At 60.2% G+C, this 16,497-nt stretch carries 12 protein-coding genes and 1 tRNA gene; 8 read left to right on the top strand and 5 right to left on the bottom strand.

From position 1 onward, the window contains the following. The first annotated feature begins 369 nt into the window (after window positions 1–369). Window positions 370–1,341 carry an alpha/beta fold hydrolase gene (locus NKI52_RS15975; protein ID WP_352698575.1) on the top strand — a complete coding sequence of 324 codons (972 nt, stop codon included), beginning with the start codon at window positions 370–372 and terminating at the stop codon, window positions 1,339–1,341. Between the two features lie 20 nt (window positions 1,342–1,361). On the opposite strand, the gene NKI52_RS15970 is transcribed toward NKI52_RS15975, so the two are convergent. From NKI52_RS15970 to NKI52_RS15960, 3 genes are all read right to left on the bottom strand, one after another. Continuing rightward, on the bottom strand, window positions 1,362–1,871 hold the full coding sequence (locus tag NKI52_RS15970) for a DUF1579 domain-containing protein (RefSeq protein WP_352698573.1): 510 nt from the start codon (window positions 1,869–1,871) through the stop codon (window positions 1,362–1,364). 101 nt (window positions 1,872–1,972) lie between these two features. Then, a complete protein-coding gene (hisN, locus tag NKI52_RS15965; RefSeq protein ID WP_352576136.1) occupies window positions 1,973–2,746 on the bottom strand; it encodes a histidinol-phosphatase in 774 nt (257 codons plus the stop codon). Window positions 2,747–3,074: 328 nt separating this feature from the next. Continuing rightward, window positions 3,075–4,016, bottom strand: a complete 942-nt coding sequence (locus NKI52_RS15960; RefSeq protein ID WP_352488728.1) for an N-formylglutamate amidohydrolase — start codon at window positions 4,014–4,016, stop codon at window positions 3,075–3,077. A 153-nt stretch (window positions 4,017–4,169) separates the two neighbouring features. On the opposite strand from NKI52_RS15960, the gene cpdR reads away from it, so the two are divergent. The 3 genes from cpdR (at window position 4,170) to NKI52_RS15945 (ending at window position 9,119) form a co-directional block, all read left to right on the top strand. Beyond that, on the top strand, window positions 4,170–4,532 hold the full coding sequence (gene cpdR, locus NKI52_RS15955; RefSeq protein ID WP_006199474.1) for a cell cycle two-component system response regulator CpdR: 363 nt from the start codon (window positions 4,170–4,172) through the stop codon (window positions 4,530–4,532). 104 nt (window positions 4,533–4,636) lie between these two features. Beyond that, a tRNA-Val gene (locus tag NKI52_RS15950) sits at window positions 4,637–4,711 on the top strand. A 502-nt stretch (window positions 4,712–5,213) separates the two neighbouring features. After that, complete coding sequence (locus tag NKI52_RS15945; protein ID WP_352698571.1) at window positions 5,214–9,119, top strand: NACHT domain-containing protein; 3,906 nt, start codon at window positions 5,214–5,216, stop codon at window positions 9,117–9,119. A 424-nt stretch (window positions 9,120–9,543) separates the two neighbouring features. Here NKI52_RS15945 and fcl read toward each other — a convergent pair whose 3' ends face one another. Next, window positions 9,544–10,506, bottom strand: coding sequence for a GDP-L-fucose synthase (fcl, locus tag NKI52_RS15940; protein ID WP_352698569.1), 963 nt, complete (start codon window positions 10,504–10,506; stop codon window positions 9,544–9,546). Window positions 10,507–10,661: 155 nt separating this feature from the next. After that, the gene (locus NKI52_RS15935) at window positions 10,662–11,813 is read right to left on the bottom strand and encodes a dihydrodipicolinate synthase family protein (protein ID WP_352698567.1); all 1,152 of its coding nucleotides are present in this window, start codon (window positions 11,811–11,813) and stop codon (window positions 10,662–10,664) included. Between the two features lie 242 nt (window positions 11,814–12,055). Between NKI52_RS15935 and NKI52_RS15930 the strand changes: the two genes are divergently transcribed. Genes NKI52_RS15930 through NKI52_RS15915 form a run of 4 tightly spaced genes read left to right on the top strand, consistent with a single transcriptional unit; the run spans window position 12,056 to window position 16,491 of the window. Next, on the top strand, window positions 12,056–13,111 hold the full coding sequence (locus tag NKI52_RS15930) for a LacI family DNA-binding transcriptional regulator (protein WP_023675374.1): 1,056 nt from the start codon (window positions 12,056–12,058) through the stop codon (window positions 13,109–13,111). Continuing rightward, a complete protein-coding gene (locus NKI52_RS15925; RefSeq protein ID WP_352698565.1) occupies window positions 13,108–14,124 on the top strand; it encodes a Gfo/Idh/MocA family protein in 1,017 nt (338 codons plus the stop codon). Before NKI52_RS15930 ends, NKI52_RS15925 begins: the two co-directional genes overlap by 4 nt. Further along, window positions 14,121–15,722 carry an acyl CoA:acetate/3-ketoacid CoA transferase gene (locus NKI52_RS15920; protein ID WP_352620360.1) on the top strand — a complete coding sequence of 534 codons (1,602 nt, stop codon included), beginning with the start codon at window positions 14,121–14,123 and terminating at the stop codon, window positions 15,720–15,722. The genes NKI52_RS15925 and NKI52_RS15920 overlap by 4 nt, the downstream gene beginning before the upstream one ends. Next, on the top strand, window positions 15,715–16,491 hold the full coding sequence (locus NKI52_RS15915; protein WP_352620358.1) for an enoyl-CoA hydratase/isomerase family protein: 777 nt from the start codon (window positions 15,715–15,717) through the stop codon (window positions 16,489–16,491). The genes NKI52_RS15920 and NKI52_RS15915 overlap by 8 nt, the downstream gene beginning before the upstream one ends. Window positions 16,492–16,497 lie beyond the last annotated feature (6 nt).

Here is a 16,497-nt window from a genome sequence, read left to right as displayed (position 1 = left end):
AATTTGGGAAGCCGGCGACGGCATTTCAAGATTTTCCCGCGTCCAAACGGGACCGGTCCCGGCCCACGTCCCGATGCCGATGAACGGCAGATGAACCGTGGCTTCGGCGAGCGTTCAGCCAGGCGGCACTAAAACTGTTCTCGAGATCACGAACAGGTCGCCGGGAAGGCGACACGACGAGGCCGAACCGGGTGTAACGTCCCTTCCTCCCGGTCGACAGAGGCCGGAAGCACGCCAAGGCTGCTTCCGGCCTTACTTGTTCGCTGCCTGGGTCGACCTCCCCGGCGTCCCGAATTCCTTTGCTTTTGGCGCATGGGCGTTTATGCCTGACTTGCGCCCACGCCGGCACCGACACCAACCAAACACCGTATGACCGATCTTCTCCACCAGCCCCCTCTCTTCCACGAAACTCCGGGCAATCCGCTGCCGGAAAACACGGCCGGCGGCTTCTTCACCACGCGCGACGGCAAGAAGATCCGCTATGGGCTGTTTGCCGCGGTTGCCCGCCCGATGAAGGGCACCGTCGTCGTCCTGACCGGCCGCAACGAGTGCATCGAGAAGTATTTCGAGACCATTCGCAACCTTACCGACCGGGGCTTCGGCGTGGCAACCCTCGACTGGCGCGGCCAGGGCGCTTCCGACCGGCTGATCGGCGACCGACAGCGCGGCTTCGTCCGGAGCTTCTTCGACTACACCAGTGATCTGGAGCAGTTCTTCGAGGAGATCGTGCTGCCCGATTGCCGAGGACCCTACTACATACTGGCCCACTCGGCCGGCGCGGTGATTGCGCTGCTCGCCGCGCCCTCGATGGCGAACCGCGTGCGCCGCATGGTGCTGGTCGCACCGTTCTTCACCGTGCCGGACCTGCCGGTTTCGGTAAAAACCGTCCGCCGCATCTGTTCGCTGTTCTGCCTTCTCGGCCTTGGCCGACTCTATGCCGCATGGGGGCCGCGGCCCAAGGAATCGGTGCCCTTCGCCACAAACAAGCTGACCAGCGACCCGGAACGCTATCGGCGCAATACGCTGATCTACGAAACCTATCCGCAGCTGGCGCTCGGCGGACCGACGATCTGCTGGCTGAAGGCGGCCACGGAGGCATCCTTGATCGTCAGCGACCCGGATTTCATGGCCAAGATCCAGGTGCCCTTGCTGATGATCGCCGCCGGCGCCGACCAGGTCGTCTCGACCAGGGCAGTCGAAGCCTATGCGAGACGTCTGCGCGTCGGCTCGCTAGTGATGATCGACGGCGCCCGCCATGAGATCCTCCAGGAAGCCGACCTCTATCGCGAGCAGTTGCTTGCGGCATTCGATGCCTTCATCCCCGGAACCGGTGACGTCTGAGCCACATACCTTGTCCGGCTTCAGCTCGTGCGGGCGAAATCCATAATCCAGTTGGTCTCCCATGCCTTGCCGCCGTCCGGCGAAAAGGCCTGCTCCCAGCGCGCCGACCCGTCCGTGATCCGCGACCACAGGAAGCGGACCTGGATCGGCTGGCCGTCGAAGACGTCTTCGCACAGGAACGTGCCGACGCCCGCCACGAAAGTGCCGCGCATCGGAACATCGATGGTCGACGGATTGCGGCCGTCGATCCACCAGATCGACCATTGCCTCGCCGCCGGGTCGAAGGTCCGCAAGGTGGCGGCGCGATAGGGCCCGCCGGGCAATTCAATCCAATTGTCGTCGACATTGCCGAGGCCGCCAAGGATCGGCCGCACGTCGCACGTGCCGCCAAACACATCCCAGTTGCCGTCGCCCTGCAGCCGCTTCTGCAATCTTCGATGGCCGACGGTCCAGCGCCCGAAAAAGAAATCGAAATCGCTCCGCCCGTCCGCCGGAGCATCAGAATGGCTGGCTGCTGGCTGCGTCGGCATCTATGGTCCTCCCGGCTGACAGCGTTTCATAGCGCATGCCAACTGACATCATCCTGTCAGGAGGTATGGCAACGATCTTGCCTGGGCAGCAATGGCCAATCTCAGCCGCGCAGCGCCGCCATCGCGGCTGCGTGCAGCTCTGGTGTCGCCGCCGCCAGGATGTCGCCGCCCTTTTCCGCCGGTCCGCCTTCGAAAGTGGTGATGACGCCGCCCGCCTTCTCGATGATCGGGATCAGCGCGACGATGTCGTAGGGCTTCAATCCGGGATCGGCGACGATATCGACGCTGCCCGCCGCCACCATGGCGAAGGCATAGCAGTCGGTGCCGTAGCGGGCGAGTTGGACCTGTTGCTCGAACAGGTCGTAGCGCAGGCGCGCGTCTCCCTTGAACAGCGCCGGCGTGGTGGTGAACAGCGTCGCCTCGGCGAGATTCGTCGTCTTGCGCGTCGCGAGTCTTCGCGGGCCACCGGGACCTTCATAATGCGAGCCGGAGGCATTGGCGTAGAACAGCTCTCCGGTGAAGGGCTGCGACATCATGCCGGCGACGGCATCGCCGTCGACCGTCAGTCCGACCAGCGTGCCCCATACCGGCAGGCCGGAAATGAAGGCGCGCGTGCCGTCGATCGGATCGATCACCCAGACATGCCGGCTGGAGATGTTTTCGCCGCCATGTTCCTCGCCGAGAATGCCGTGATCGGGGTACTGCGCTGATATCAGCGCCCGGATGGCGCGCTCGGCCTCGCGGTCGGCCTCGGTGACCGGGTCGAAGCTGCCGCGCTCCTTGTTGGTGACCGCGCCCTGGTTGCGGAAGCGCGGCAAGGTCTCGGCTGCGGCGGCACGCGCAATGCGCCGCATGAACTCGATGCTGATGTCCAACTGATTCTCCCGCTCCAGCATGTTTGGAGATACCCGTTTGCCTACGGATTTATGCCGAAACAAAGGCGTTCGGAGCTTCTCGCATGGTGCCAACTGTTGCTCGAATGCAACGCCGCCGTCATGGAAATGCAGTTTCCACTTCACAGTGAATTAAAAAAGCCGGAACGCGCCTTGACATTTGTGCAGCGCACAATACGTTTGTTCTCGGACAGGGGTTCCTGTCCATGCCCTCCTTGGGCGTTTCCTCCCTAGACTTCGACCGTGTCGTGCAAACGATGCGGTCTTTTTTTACGCTGCCGCATGAGCGGCGAGTACCGCGATTCCGCGGCTATTCGGCGGCCAGCGGCAGATCCATGAAATTGTGATCGGGCATCGCCATCAGTTCGGCCGAAAACCGCGCCAGATCGTCGGCCAGGGCGTCGAAACCAGCCGATCTCTGGAACGTCCGCTCATTCATGTAGAGCCCGCGATTGACCTCGATCTGCAGCGCATGCAGATGGCGCACGGGGCGGCCATAGTGCTCGGTAATGAAGCCTCCGGCATAGGGCTTGTTGTGGGCGACGCTGTAGCCCATGCCGGTGAGCAGGCCGATCGCCGTCTCGGTCAACGCCGCCGCGGCGGAAATGCCAAAGCGGTCGCCGACGATGAAGTCCGGCCGCAATCCGCTGTCGCCGACCCTTATGCTTGCCGGCATCGAGTGGCAGTCAATCAGCACGGCGTAGCCGAAGCGCGCATGGGTTCTGGTCAAAAGCCGTTTCAGCGTCTCGTGATAGGGCTTGTAGACCGCTTCGATGCGCGCCACGGCTTCCGCCAGCGGCAAGCGGCCGGAATAGATGTCGAGCCCCTCGCCGACCAGCTTGGGCACGGTGCCGAGCCCGCCGGCCACCCGCGCCGAGCGGATGTTGCAGAATGACGGCACCGGTTCGGCGAACATGCGCGGGTCGAGTTCCCACGGCTCCCGGTTGACGTCGAGATAGGCGCGCGGGAAGTTTGCCGCCAGCATCGGCGCCCCGAGCGCGACGGCGCCGCCGAACAATTCCTCGACATAGCAGTCCTCTGAGCGGCGGATGGCGTTGCGGTCCAGCTTGGCCATAGCCATGAACCGGTCCGGATAGTAGCGGCCGCTATGCGGCGAGTTGAAGAGGAAGGGAACGCGCTGTTCGGCGCCCGATCGGATTTCGAAGGGTGGAACGACCGAAAAATCCTCGGCTGCCGTTTTCAATTTGAACGAACCCGGAAATACCAATGCATCATGATAGGAAAGTGCCACCTCGCCGCCCGCATGTCCAGCCGCCGAAGCGCAAGCCAAAACAGGATTGTGCGCCCAACGTTCACTTGATGTTTACCGTCGCCTCCTCATATACAGCATGGTTAACGGGCTTGCCGCACGGCATTGTCGGTTGGGTGATTCGGACGGGACAAGATGGCACGCATTCTGCTGGCGGAAGACGACGACGACATGCGCCGGTTCCTCGTCAAGGCGCTGGAGCGCGCCGGTTATCAGGTCAGCGATTTCGACAATGGCGCCAGTGCCTATGAGCGGCTGCGCGAGGAACCTTTTTCGCTACTTTTGACCGACATCGTCATGCCCGAGATGGATGGCATCGAGCTCGCCCGTCGCGCCACGGAGATCGATCCCGACCTCAAGGTGATGTTCATCACCGGCTTCGCCGCCGTCGCGCTGAACCCTGATTCCAAGGCGCCGAAAGACGCCAAGGTGCTATCGAAGCCGTTCCACCTGCGCGACCTCGTCAACGAAGTCGAAAAGATGCTGCAGGCCGCCTGACGCGTTTTTTCTCGCGTCTTGACCGACCCGGCAAGCCAGCCATTCTTTCGCTTTCCCCGCTATTGACGTGCCGAACCAAAAATGGTGTATGCGCGGCTTCGGATGGGCGTGTAGCTCAGCGGGAGAGCACTGCATTGACATTGCAGGGGTCACAGGTTCAATCCCTGTCACGCCCACCATCCAGATAATCCCTCAATTGGCCGGCCACACGGGGAAACGGCGCAATCTGAGCTGTCAGATACCATCCGAAAATACGGTCATAACTGTCCATTTTGAAGACAACCGTCGAGCAAGGGCAGCTCTTCGACCCGGCGTTTGTAATGATCTTGGGAATGCTCCCGTACGGCTGGCCGCCAAGGGAGGTCACAAGGCGCGGCATTGTATCCATCGGTGGTCCCACACATCGGCCAAGACCAGAAACTTGCCCAGTGCCTGACTGGTCGCCAGCGCTTCGGCTTGCTGGCCGAGACTCCGAGCCCGTATGCCCGTGCCGGCACCATCCGCCTTCAGCAGTTCCAGTCAACGACTATAGCGATCGTTCGCGGCCTTTCTCTCGTGCCCGCTGGCGGGCCAAAAGACGAGTGAACGCAACGGTTCATCAAGACATTCGTAAACTGATAGCACCCCTATCGATAGGAATCTAAAGCGGCTAACGTGCAAGGGGTTCGTTTGGGGGTAGCCGTGGCAATAACTTCGTATGAGCTAACTAGGCTCGACTCTAATACGTTCGAGCACCTTGCAAATATGCTTGCGCTGAAAGTACTCGGGGCTGGGCACACCGGCTTTGGCCCTGGTCCCGACGCCGGCAGAGACGGATACTTCGAGGGAGCGGCCGAATACCCTAGTGTGGCTGAGAACTGGTCAGGAACCTGGTACATTCAGTCGAAATTTCACGCTCCGCACCTAAGTGCTGACCCTCAAAAGTGGCTCTTGGAGCAAATTAATTTGGAGCTAAAGGCATTTACAGCGCCAAACACATCAAGGCAATGGCCAGATAACTGGATTATAGTTACGAACATAGACCAATCTGCCTCCGCCGACACAGGATCATTTGATCGAGCTCTGGCAGCTGTCAAAAAACTGAGGCCTAGTCTGGCAAAACGATTCCATGTATGGGGTGGTCGGAAAGTATTGGACCTACTCGCCTTAAACAAGGATGTGGCAGATTACTATGCAGAGTTTGTTACTCCTGGACTTGTAATTACTGAGATGTACAAAACCCTTTTGGATTCTAATGCCAAGACCGACGAGATCGTTAGATACCTAGTAGTTAGTCAGCTTACCGATCAACAATTCACTAAGCTTGAGCAAGCCGGATCGAGCGCCGACAACCGGCCAGGAATACAGCATCTTTTTACAGACCTCCCGTTTGCTTTTGATAAGCGTTTACACGGTATGGCCGTACGGACTCTTGCGACAACGCTGGCGCAGAAACACATTGTGGACGGGCAAGTCCCGAATCTGAATGAGTGGAAAACATGGCAGCGCGACCCCACACGGGCGAGAGTTTGGTTCGTAAAAGGTGGCCCTGGACAAGGGAAATCGACGCTAACGCAATATGTCTGTCAGATACAGCGCGCTGCATTGTTGCTGTCTTCATTGGATTTTACAGTTAACCCCTCACAGCAAAGTTTGGCACAGGACATTCGCGCCGCTGCGTCGAGAGATGGCTTGTGGCCAATCGCGCCTAGAATACCTGTAAATATCGAACTGAAGACGTTTGCTCGGTGGGTCGGGGAGCAGACCAGTGGTTCTTACCGCATGCTCGCGTACCTGACCCACTATCTTTCCAATGAACTTGCCCAACAGGTCGCCGCAGGGACGTTGAAGCGGGCATTTGCCCAAGGGCGGTGGCTCTTTGTCTTCGATGGATTAGACGAGGTACCAGGTGATGTAAAAGATCGAGTGGCATCGGAAGTCATTCACTTTGTGGATGACGTTCTGGTAGCGTGCAAATCAGATGCTGCAATCGTGTGTACGTCCCGCCCACAGGGATATGCAGGACAGTTTGATGTATTAGAGGCCACCACGATTGAACTAACGAGTCTTTCAAAGGAACAAGCCTTGAAATGCGCTTCACCATTGTTGCGTATCGAGAGAAGCGTGACGGAAGGGGACTTTGCTGTCCGGATGCTAAAGGACGCGTTGGCATCTCAAGCCATAGCCGAAATCATGACGACCCCCCTACAGGCCCATATCATGGCAGTCATCGTACGAGACGGTGGGCGGCCACCGGACCGGAAATGGCAGCTTTTCAATACTTTCTACAGCGTGATCAAGAAACGAGAAGCTAACCGTAACCTGCTCGACCCTCTACTTTCTAAAATATTGCGGGAGGGAGATCGTCTCATCAAGACGCTGCACAACCGACTTGGTTTTGAACTGCACTCAAGAGCGGAGACCAGTGGCGGGGCAACTACATCGCTCGCGAAGAGCGAATTTCAATCAATCGTTGAAGAGGTTGTATCCTCATTACAAGATAAAGATGTTGACGTAACCGTATCGGCATTAATGTTGGCCGCTACAGATCGATTGGTTTTAGTGAGTACGCCGGAGTCTGGCGAGTATGTAAGATTTGACATAAGGCCGCTGCAAGAGTTTTTCGCTGCTGAGCAGATATATGAGGCCGCAGAGCCAACCACGCTAATAGATCGATTTCGAATAATAGCAGGCGACTCTCACTGGCGTGAGGTGATGCATTTCCTTTTAAGTGCGCTTGTAGAAAACCAGCGCAAGGCGGAACTGATATCTGTCACATCCGTCATGATGGACCTTGATGAAGGTGAGGACAATGATATTCGCGCTCTTAGCAGGAAGCTTGCAAGGGGAGGTATACTAACCGCTAGACTTTTAAGCGAAGGAGTGCTCGAGCAGGACAAACGCATCAGGTCGCTATTCGGAAAGTGCCTTTCAGGCCTCCTGAGCAGCCCAGACGCGGGTCCTTTCCTATCAACTGTGCGCTCAGATCATTCTCTTACCTGGTTGGTTGACGTGCTCCTAACTACGATGAAGGAGCAATCAGAGAGCGAAGCACTAGGCGCCGCGATATCATTGGCGCGCTTTCTCCCTAATACTGACAGCAGGTCAGACGAAGCTAAAAGCTTGGTGCGACAGTCGTCAAACGACTTTGTCACACAGCTATTAGAGACGATTTCGTCGGCTGAACCACGGGCGGAAGCCTCTTTTTCAGCGTGGTTGGTATCTCTTACCATCGAACTACTGATGGATAAACAATGGTATAAACGTGGTGAAAGGGCAACTCGAGCTTGCATCGCAGTTCTTGATCTAGTCGGTCCCTCCTTAACGAACATCGCGGCCACGGAAGGTGTCCGTAAGGACTTGGCTGGAAATATGCAGGCTTTCTTGTTTACTTCTGATCGCAGGAACCGAAAGATTTTCAGATCAATAAAGTACAATTCGATTCAGGTTGAGCGTCTCGAAGCTAGAAAAGAGCTGGATTGGACAACATGGACGCCGGCATTTTGGCGATCATTCTCGAATGCGAATGGGATACTAAGATCGATATATTGTGTTTTTAAGTTCCTGAGTACAAAATCAAGTGCAGACGCAAAACAGTTATTCGATTCGGTAGGTGGAGCTGAAAACCTCTCCCTCCTGCCTAGCCCGATTCGCGGCTTAATAGACTGCGGCCTCGCGCAGGAGATAGAGCGCAATGGCTTTGCCAACGTCGAGCGCATGATCCTTAGCCCAGACAAACGTGACGATCAGATCATATATTATTCGCACTCTATCGTGCGCACTAGAAATCCCCGAAGCAAGAAAACGGATGATATTGATTGGGAGCTATTCCTGCTTCAAGAGCCGCAATTTGCATTAGATATAATAATTGACACAGAATCTACATCCCCAAGGCTTAAAGATTTGCTAAAAAGACGCGATATAATAGAATCAGTTACAAACACATTGGACAACAAATGGACGTATAGATACATGTTATCTAATCTTGGAAAGATAACACCGCACTTCACAGAGCTGTCAAGCGCTCTTGCCGACTCGTTTATCAAACGAGCAATAAACCCTGTAGCAGTTAATCTATTCGGGTTGGATACGACCCCATTCCTAATGAGCCTACCATCGCAAGCTGCGTTGCTGCCTCACATTTTGTCCGCTTGTTTAGACAGCGTGGGACCCCACACACTGTCCTATAGAAAAGAACATTTGGCTCCAAAAAGGCAACTATCTGTATGGACGGGGGAATATACCCCGCACGTCGGCGACCTCACAGGTGTACATCGCGATCCCGGTCAGCCGCATCGCGTTCGTACGGCGGCGCGGATATTAGAATGCCTCCATCCTGACTTCATAGGACCAAACCCAGCGACGGACGAGATCGAGTCTATGTATGAGGTAGCAGAGAGCTATTGGTACCTCAGAGGAATTGCGATGGTGCTAACTGACTCGATAAATCAATCGGACGCAGCGGCATGGAGATCGATGTCAAAGTTGTTAGAGATTGCACGCACGGACTACAGAGGGAAGGCCAGTTTGACCCACTTCATTCGCGGTTGGAGAGAACTTGCATTGGCACCGGTGAACCAGTCGAACAACCCGCAACTCTGGACCTGACATGTAGGTTCGTCAAGGAGCAGAGCCAGGGTTTGCCGTCATCGGGTAGACGTCCTTGGCCTTCCTGAGAACGCCAATCTGCAAAGTCGATCTCGCTCTTAGCAACCCGCTCCAGATAGCTTGTTGCAATCCCGCCAGTTCGACACTTTATTTTGAGAAACGGCCCTGAACGGATCTCTGCTGGTTGGGAAATTCATCAAGCTCCCCCTGGCGTTTGCCTAAGTTCCGTTTTAGTGAGGCATTGAAGGGAGGCATCGTGCTTCCCGATCTCGCCAGTATTCTGAGAAGCATTTTGGTCTTGAGACAACGTGGGTAGCCCTGTCACGCCCACCACCCAGATAATCCCTCAATTGGCCGTCGGTATTTGTCGGCTGGCGTTCCGGGCTCATCCAGGCCTGACGCGCCGAGCCCGCCTATACCAGCCTCAGGCCGCGCCGAGGCGGAGATCACCGGTCTCGACGTGCTGGAGAAACCAGGCATAGGTCTGTTCCAATCCGCTGCGCAGCGAGTAGCGCGGGCGCCAGCCGGTGGCGAACAGACGCGACACGTCCATCAGCTTGCGCGGCGTGCCGTCCGGCTTCGTCGCATCGAACGTTATCGCAGCATCGGCGCCAGCGACCGACACGATGGTGCGGGCAAGATCGGCAATGGTGATGTCTTCTCCCGAGCCGACATTGATGTGGCTGTCGCCCGAATAATTCTTCAGCAACCAGACCAGCGCGTCGGCGGCGTCGTCGACATGCAGGAATTCACGCATCGGCGTGCCTGATCCCCACACCTCCAGGCTCTTGCGGCCGGCGCGCCTGGCCTCGTGCGCCTTGCGCATCAGAGCGGGCACGACATGGCTGGAATTGAGGTCGAAATTATCGCCCGGGCCGTAGAGATTGGTCGGCATCGCCGAGATGTAGTCGACGCCGTATTGGCGCCGATAGGCCTGGCACAGTTTCAGCCCGGCGATCTTGGCGATCGCATACCATTCGTTGGTGGGTTCGAGCGGCCCGGTCAGCAAGGCGTCCTCGGAGATCGGCTGCGCCGCGAATTTGGGATAGATGCAGGATGAACCGAGAAACAGCAGCTTCTGCACCTCGTTGCGGAAGGCGCTGTCGATGACATTGTTCTGCATGACGAGATTGTCCTGCAGGAAATCGACGGGAAGCCTGTTGTTGGCCAGGATACCGCCGACCTTGGCCGCCGCCATCACCACTGCATCCGGCTTGCGGTCGGCCATCCAGCGCCGCACGCCGGCCTGGTCGAGAAGATCGAGCTCGGCGCGCGAGGCGGTCAGGACTTCGCAATCCTCGTCGGCCAATCTGCGCAGGATTGCCGAGCCGACCATGCCGCGATGTCCGGCCACGAAAACGCGCTTGCCCTGAAGGTCGAAGGTCATCAGCTTACCCCAATGCAGAACGGCAGCTATGCCAGTTGGCCGGCGGAGCGCCGGATCGGCTTCTCTGTTGCCGGACGCATACCGCATACAGATTTGCCCAGACAAGGCAAATCGCAAGCTACCGAACCTGACTTTGGATCGGACAGCGTTTGCGATCAGATGCCTGCTACCGCGCAGAGGCTTGTCATTCTGGCAATCGCGAGTTCGGGGTCGGCCAGCAACCCTGCCTGGTCGGCAAGGCGAAAGACATCGGCATAGTGACGGATGCCGCGCGCCGATTGCATGCCGCCGACCATCGAAAAATGCTCCTGGTGGCCGTTCAGCCATGCCATGAAGACGATGCCGGCCTTGTAATATTCGGTCGGCACCTCGAAGATTTTGCGCGACAGCGGCACTGTCGGCGCCATCAGCGCGTCATAGCCGGCGCGGTCGCCGTCGGCCAGCCTTGCCAGCGCTGCATTGGCGACCGGCGCGATCGCATCGAAAATGCCGAGCAGCGCGTGCGAATGTCTGTCGCCGTCGCCGGCGATCAGCTCGGGGTAATTGAAATCGTCGCCGGTGAACATCAGCACGCCCTCAGGCAGCCGGTCCCTGAGCGCAATCTCCTTGCCGGCATCGAGCAGCGATATCTTTATGCCTTCGACCTTGCCGGCATGGCGTTCGATGATCGCGACCACCGTCTCCAGCGCAGTTTCGAAATCGCTGCTGCCCCAGTAGCCTTTCAGCGCCGGGTCGAACATGTCGCCCAGCCAGTGCAGGATGACCTTGCCGGAGGCCTGGGACAGGATGCGGTCGTAGACGCCGATATAGTCGTCGGGGCCTTTGGCGACCGCCGCCAGCGCCCGGCTGGCCATCATGATCGCCTTGCCGCCAAGCCCTTCGATGAAGCCGAGCTGTTCTTCATAGGCCGCGATGACATCGTCTAGCCTGCTGGCGCCCCCCGCCAGATGGTCGGTGCCGGCGCCCGACGCAAGATCGGCGCCTTCGACGCTGCGCGCCTCGGCGATCGAGCGGCGGATCAATTCCTTGGCATTCGCCCAGTCGAAACCCATGCCGCGCTGAGAGGTGTCCATCGCTTCGGCGACACGGAAGCCAAGCCGCCAGAGGTGATGGCGAAACGCCATCGTCTTGTCCCAGTCGACCGCGGGCCTCGACCACGGATCGGCCATGGCGAGGGGATCGGCAACGACATGGGCGGCGGCGTAGGCGATGCGCGAGAAGCGAGCGCCGGCCACAGGCTGCACCGGCTGGCCGACAAGCCGGTAGCGGACACGGCCGGCGCCTTCCCCGGGCAAGGTGATGTCCATGGCTCTCTCCCTTACCAACGCCTATTAAATGGAACGTTCCAACAAATCAAGATATTTTGCCCCCTGCCTCGTGCAGCGAAAATTGCTGCATCGCAGCAGCCGAAAGCCCTGCTTGCCGGAGGATTGCGCCGCCGAGCCGCATTTTTCCCGGCTTCGCAAAAACGCGATTGACTCAAATGCGCCGCAGGGATTAGATCGTTCCAATAAAATCGCACAAGAAACCACCGGGAGGACAGATCTGGATGGCCAGCCGGGCCAAGGCAACGATACTCGACATCGCCCGTGAGGCGGGCGTGTCCAAATCGACGGTATCGCTGGTGCTGCAAGGCAGCGGGCTGATCCGGCCCGAAACCGCGCTCAAGGTGCGCAAGGCGATCGAGGACGTCGGCTATGTCTACAACCGCGGCGCCGCCAATCTGCGCAAGGCCCATTCCAACGTCATCGGCATGGTCATCAACGATCTCACCAATCCGTTTTTCGCCGAGCTCGCGGTCGGCATGGAGCGCGTCTTCCAGTCGGCCGGCATCGTGCCTTTCATCGCCAATACGGCTGAAAACCCGGTGCGTCAGGAAGAGGTTCTGAAATCGTTGATGGAGCAGGGTGTCGCCGGGCTCGTCGTGTCGCCGGCGCGCGGCACCACGCCTGGCGCGTTCCGTCGCCTTGAGACCGCAGGCGTTCCGGTCGTCTTCGTCATGCGCCGGCTTCCCGAAAGCCGTATCCCGGTGATCACGCCCGACAATCATCGCGGCGCCTATCTCGCCACCGCCCATCTGATCGGCAAGGGCCATCGCCGGCTGGCCTTCTTCGGCGGCTCGTCCGACCTTGTCGTCTATCACGAGCGCCTGGGCGGCTTTCGCGCGGCCTGTGAAGCGCTCGGCATCGAACCGGCCGACAGGCTGGTCTTCGAGGGCGAAACCAGCCGCAAGGGCGGTATTGCCTGCCTGGAAACCGCACTTGCCATGGCCGCGCCGCCGACCGCGGCCCTTTGCTTCAACGATGCGGTCGCCTTCGGCGTCTTGCTGGCGCTGCGCAAGCGCGGCCTGGAACCCGGCGCGGACTTTGCCGTCGTCGGCTTCGACGATGTCGCCGAGGCCGAGCACTATATGCCGGCGCTGACCAGCGTCGCGGTGAACACCGCCGGCCTCGGCGAGCGCGCCGCCCATGTCGTGCTGAAGATGATCCAATCGCGCACCACGCGCGCCGAGGATCATATCGGCGCCGTCAACCTCGTGGTCAGGGAAAGCTGCGGCCCCGATCGCAAGGAGCATGGCTGTGCAGGAATGGGAGACGCGGCATGACCGTCAGTTGGGGGCTGATCGGCGCCAGCACGATCGCAAGACAGTTCATGATCGGCGCCATCCGCGCGCAGAAGGACGGCGAGATCGCCGCGGTGATGAGCTCCAGCCCGGAGCGCGCCGCCACTTACGCCAGTGAAAACCGCATTCCGGCGGCGATCTCGACGCTCGACGCCCTGCTCAAATCCGATATCGACGCCGTCTACATCTCGACCACTAACGAATTGCATCTCGAACAGGCACTCGCCGCCATCGAGGCGGGAAAGCATGTGCTGTGCGAAAAGCCGCTGGCGCTGACCAGCGCCGACGCGCGCAAGATGGTCGCGGCGGCCAGGGCCGCCGGCGTTGTGCTCGGCACCAATCACCATCTGCGCAATGCCGGCTCGCATCGGGTGATGCGCGAAGCGATCGCTGCCGGCCGCATCGGCAGGCCGATCGCCGCGCGCGTCTTCCACTCTGTCTATCTGCCGGAAAACCTGCAGGGCTGGCGCATCACCAGGCCGGACGCCGGCGGCGGCGTGGTGCTCGACATCACCGTCCACGATGCCGATACGCTGCGCTTCGTGCTCGGCGACGATCCGGTCGAGATCTCGGCATTCACGCAATCGGCCGGCATGGCCGCCGGCGGACTGGAAGACGGCGCCATGTGCCTCTGGCGCTTCGCATCGGGCGTCATCGCCCAATCGCATGAGGGCTTCACGACAAAATTCGCCGGCACCGGCTTCGAGGTGCATGGCAGCGAAGGCTCGCTGATCGCCAAAAATGTGATGACGCAGAAGCCGGTCGGCTCGGTCTTGCTTCGCACGGCACAGGGCGAGGAGGAATTGAGCTTCGACCGCGAAGACCTCTATGCCCGTTCGCTGCGCGAATTCCACGCAGCGATCCGTGGCGACGGCCAGCCGTCCGCCACCGGCGAGGACGGCGTCTGGTCGCTGACATCAGCCGAGGCGGCATTGCAATCGGCCAGGTCCGGAAACGCCGTTGCCATCGACCCGAAGCTCGGGAGCGCCGCGTGAGCAAGCTCGTTTCAGCGGCTGAAGCTGCCGGCCTGATCAGGGATGGCATGGTCGTTTCCGTGTCATCGTCGAGCGGCCTCGGCTGTCCGGATGCGGTGCTGGCCGCCGTCGGCGAGCGCTTCGACGCGGAAGGCCATCCCAGGGACATCACGACGCTGCATCCGATCGCCGCCGGTGACATGTACGGCATCAAGGGCATCGACCATCTAGCCAAGCCCGGCCTGTTGAAGCGCACTTTGTGCGGCTCCTATCCGTCCGGGCCGTCATCGTCGGAACCGCCGCAGATATGGAAGATGATCGGCGACAATTCGGTCGCCGCCTATAACGTGCCGTCCGGCATCCTGTTCGACATGCATCGCGAGGCCGCGGCCAAGCGCCCCGGCGTGCTGACCAAGGTCGGGCTCGATACCTTTGCCGACCCGCGCCATCAGGGTTGCGCCATGAATGCTGCCGCCAGCGAGCCGATCGTTTCGGTGCAGCAGTTCGACGGCGAGGAATGGCTCTATTTCCGCTCGATCGTACCGCAGGTCGCGATCATCCGCGCCACCACGGCGGACGAGCGCGGCAACCTTACCTATGAGCATGAGGGTGCCTATCTCGGCGGCCTCGAACAGGCGCTGGCCGCCCGCAACAATGGCGGCATCGTCATCGCGCAGGTCAAGCGCGTCGTCGAGAACGGCACGCTGAAGCCGCACAATGTGCGCGTGCCCGGCGTGCTGGTCGACCATATCGTGGTGGCGCCCGACCAGTTGCAGACGACGCTGACGCCTTACGATCCGGCCATCTCCGGCGAGATCTTCCGGCCACTGTCGAGCTTTCGCAACGCCGAGATGAACGTCCAGAAGGTCATTGCGCGCCGCGTCGCCATGGAGCTTGCCGACGGCATGGCGGTCAATATCGGCTTCGGCATCTCGGCCAATGTGCCGCGCATCCTGCTCGAGGAAGGCCAGCACGGCAAGGTCACCTGGGTCATCGAACAGGGCGCGGTCGGCGGCGTGCCGCTGCTCGATTTCAAGTTCGGCTGCTCGTCGAATGCCGACGCCTTCATGCCTTCGCCGCACCAGTTCATCTATTTCCAGGCCGGCGGCTTCGACGCCTCGCTGCTGTCCTTCCTGCAGATCGACCGCCACGGCTCTGTCAATGTCTCGAAGCTTTCGGCGCGGCCGCATGTCACCGCCGGCGCCGGCGGCTTCGTCGACATCACCGCGCGGGCGAAGAAGATCGTCTTTTCCGGTTTCTTCAATGCCGGCGCCAAGTTGTCGCTTGCCGGTGGCGGCATCCGCATCGACCAGGAGGGCAAGGTCAAGAAAGTCGTCGGCGAGGTCGAGCATATCTCCTTCTCGGGCAAGCGTGCCGTCGCGCAGGGACAGGATATCACCTATGTCACCGAGCGCTGCGTGATGAAGCTGACGCCTGCGGGGCTGATGGTGACCGAGTTGGCGCCGGGCATCGACCTCGAGCGCGATGTGCTGGCGCAGGCCGAGATCCCGCTCGCCGTCGCCAACGACCTGAAAGTGACGCCGGATGCGCTCTACCGGGACCGGCCGATCGGCCTATCGCTCAATGGCGGCGCGTCGCTTGGAGGCGCACATGGCTGAGCGTCTGGTAACCTTTGAAACCGACGGCGCCATCGGCATTGTCACGCTGCGCCGGCCGGAGAAATTCAACGCGCTCGATATTCCGATGCTGCGGGCGCTGGAAGCGGCACTCGACGAGGCCGAGACAGCAACCGGCGTCCGCGTCGTGCTGGTCTGCGGCGAAGGCAAGGGCTTTTGCGCCGGCGGCGACGTCGAGGCTTGGGCGGAAATGAGCGCCGCCGATTTCCAGGTGCAATGGGTGCGCTACGGCCATCGCGTCTTCGACCGGCTGGCGCGGCTGCGGCAGCCGACGATCGCCGTGCTTGCCGGCCATGCGCTGGGCGGCGGGCTCGAACTGGCGGCCGCTTGCGACTTCCGCGTGGCGGAAACACAGGTGAAGCTGGGGTTCCCCGAAACCTCGATCGGCGTCGTTCCCGGCTGGTCCGGCACCCAGCGCGCCGTGCGCCGCTTCGGCGCGCAGGCAGTGCGGCGGATGGCGCTCGGCGGCGAGGTGTTTCTGGCTACCGAGGTTCTTGCTCTGGGGATTGTCGACCGGGTGGTCGAGACCGGCAAGGCGTTCGCCGAAGCCAAGGCCTGGGCCGGCAAGATCGCCGAGCGCGGCCCGCTCGCGACCGAAGCCGCCAAGCTGATGATTGCCATCGCCGAGGGCGAAGAGAGTGCTGCCGCGACCGAAGCGCTGGCCAGCGGCTTCATCGCGCTGACAAGCGATCTCAGAGCCGGCGTCGAGGCTTTCAAGGCCAAGCAGAAGCCGGCGTTCTCGAGATCTTAGGGACCT

This window comes from Mesorhizobium sp. M0590 (assembly GCF_040320905.1).
GTDB lineage: Bacteria > Pseudomonadota > Alphaproteobacteria > Rhizobiales > Rhizobiaceae > Mesorhizobium.
The sequence above is the reverse complement of the archived record's forward strand: the minus strand, read 5'-3'. Positions and strand labels throughout refer to the sequence as shown.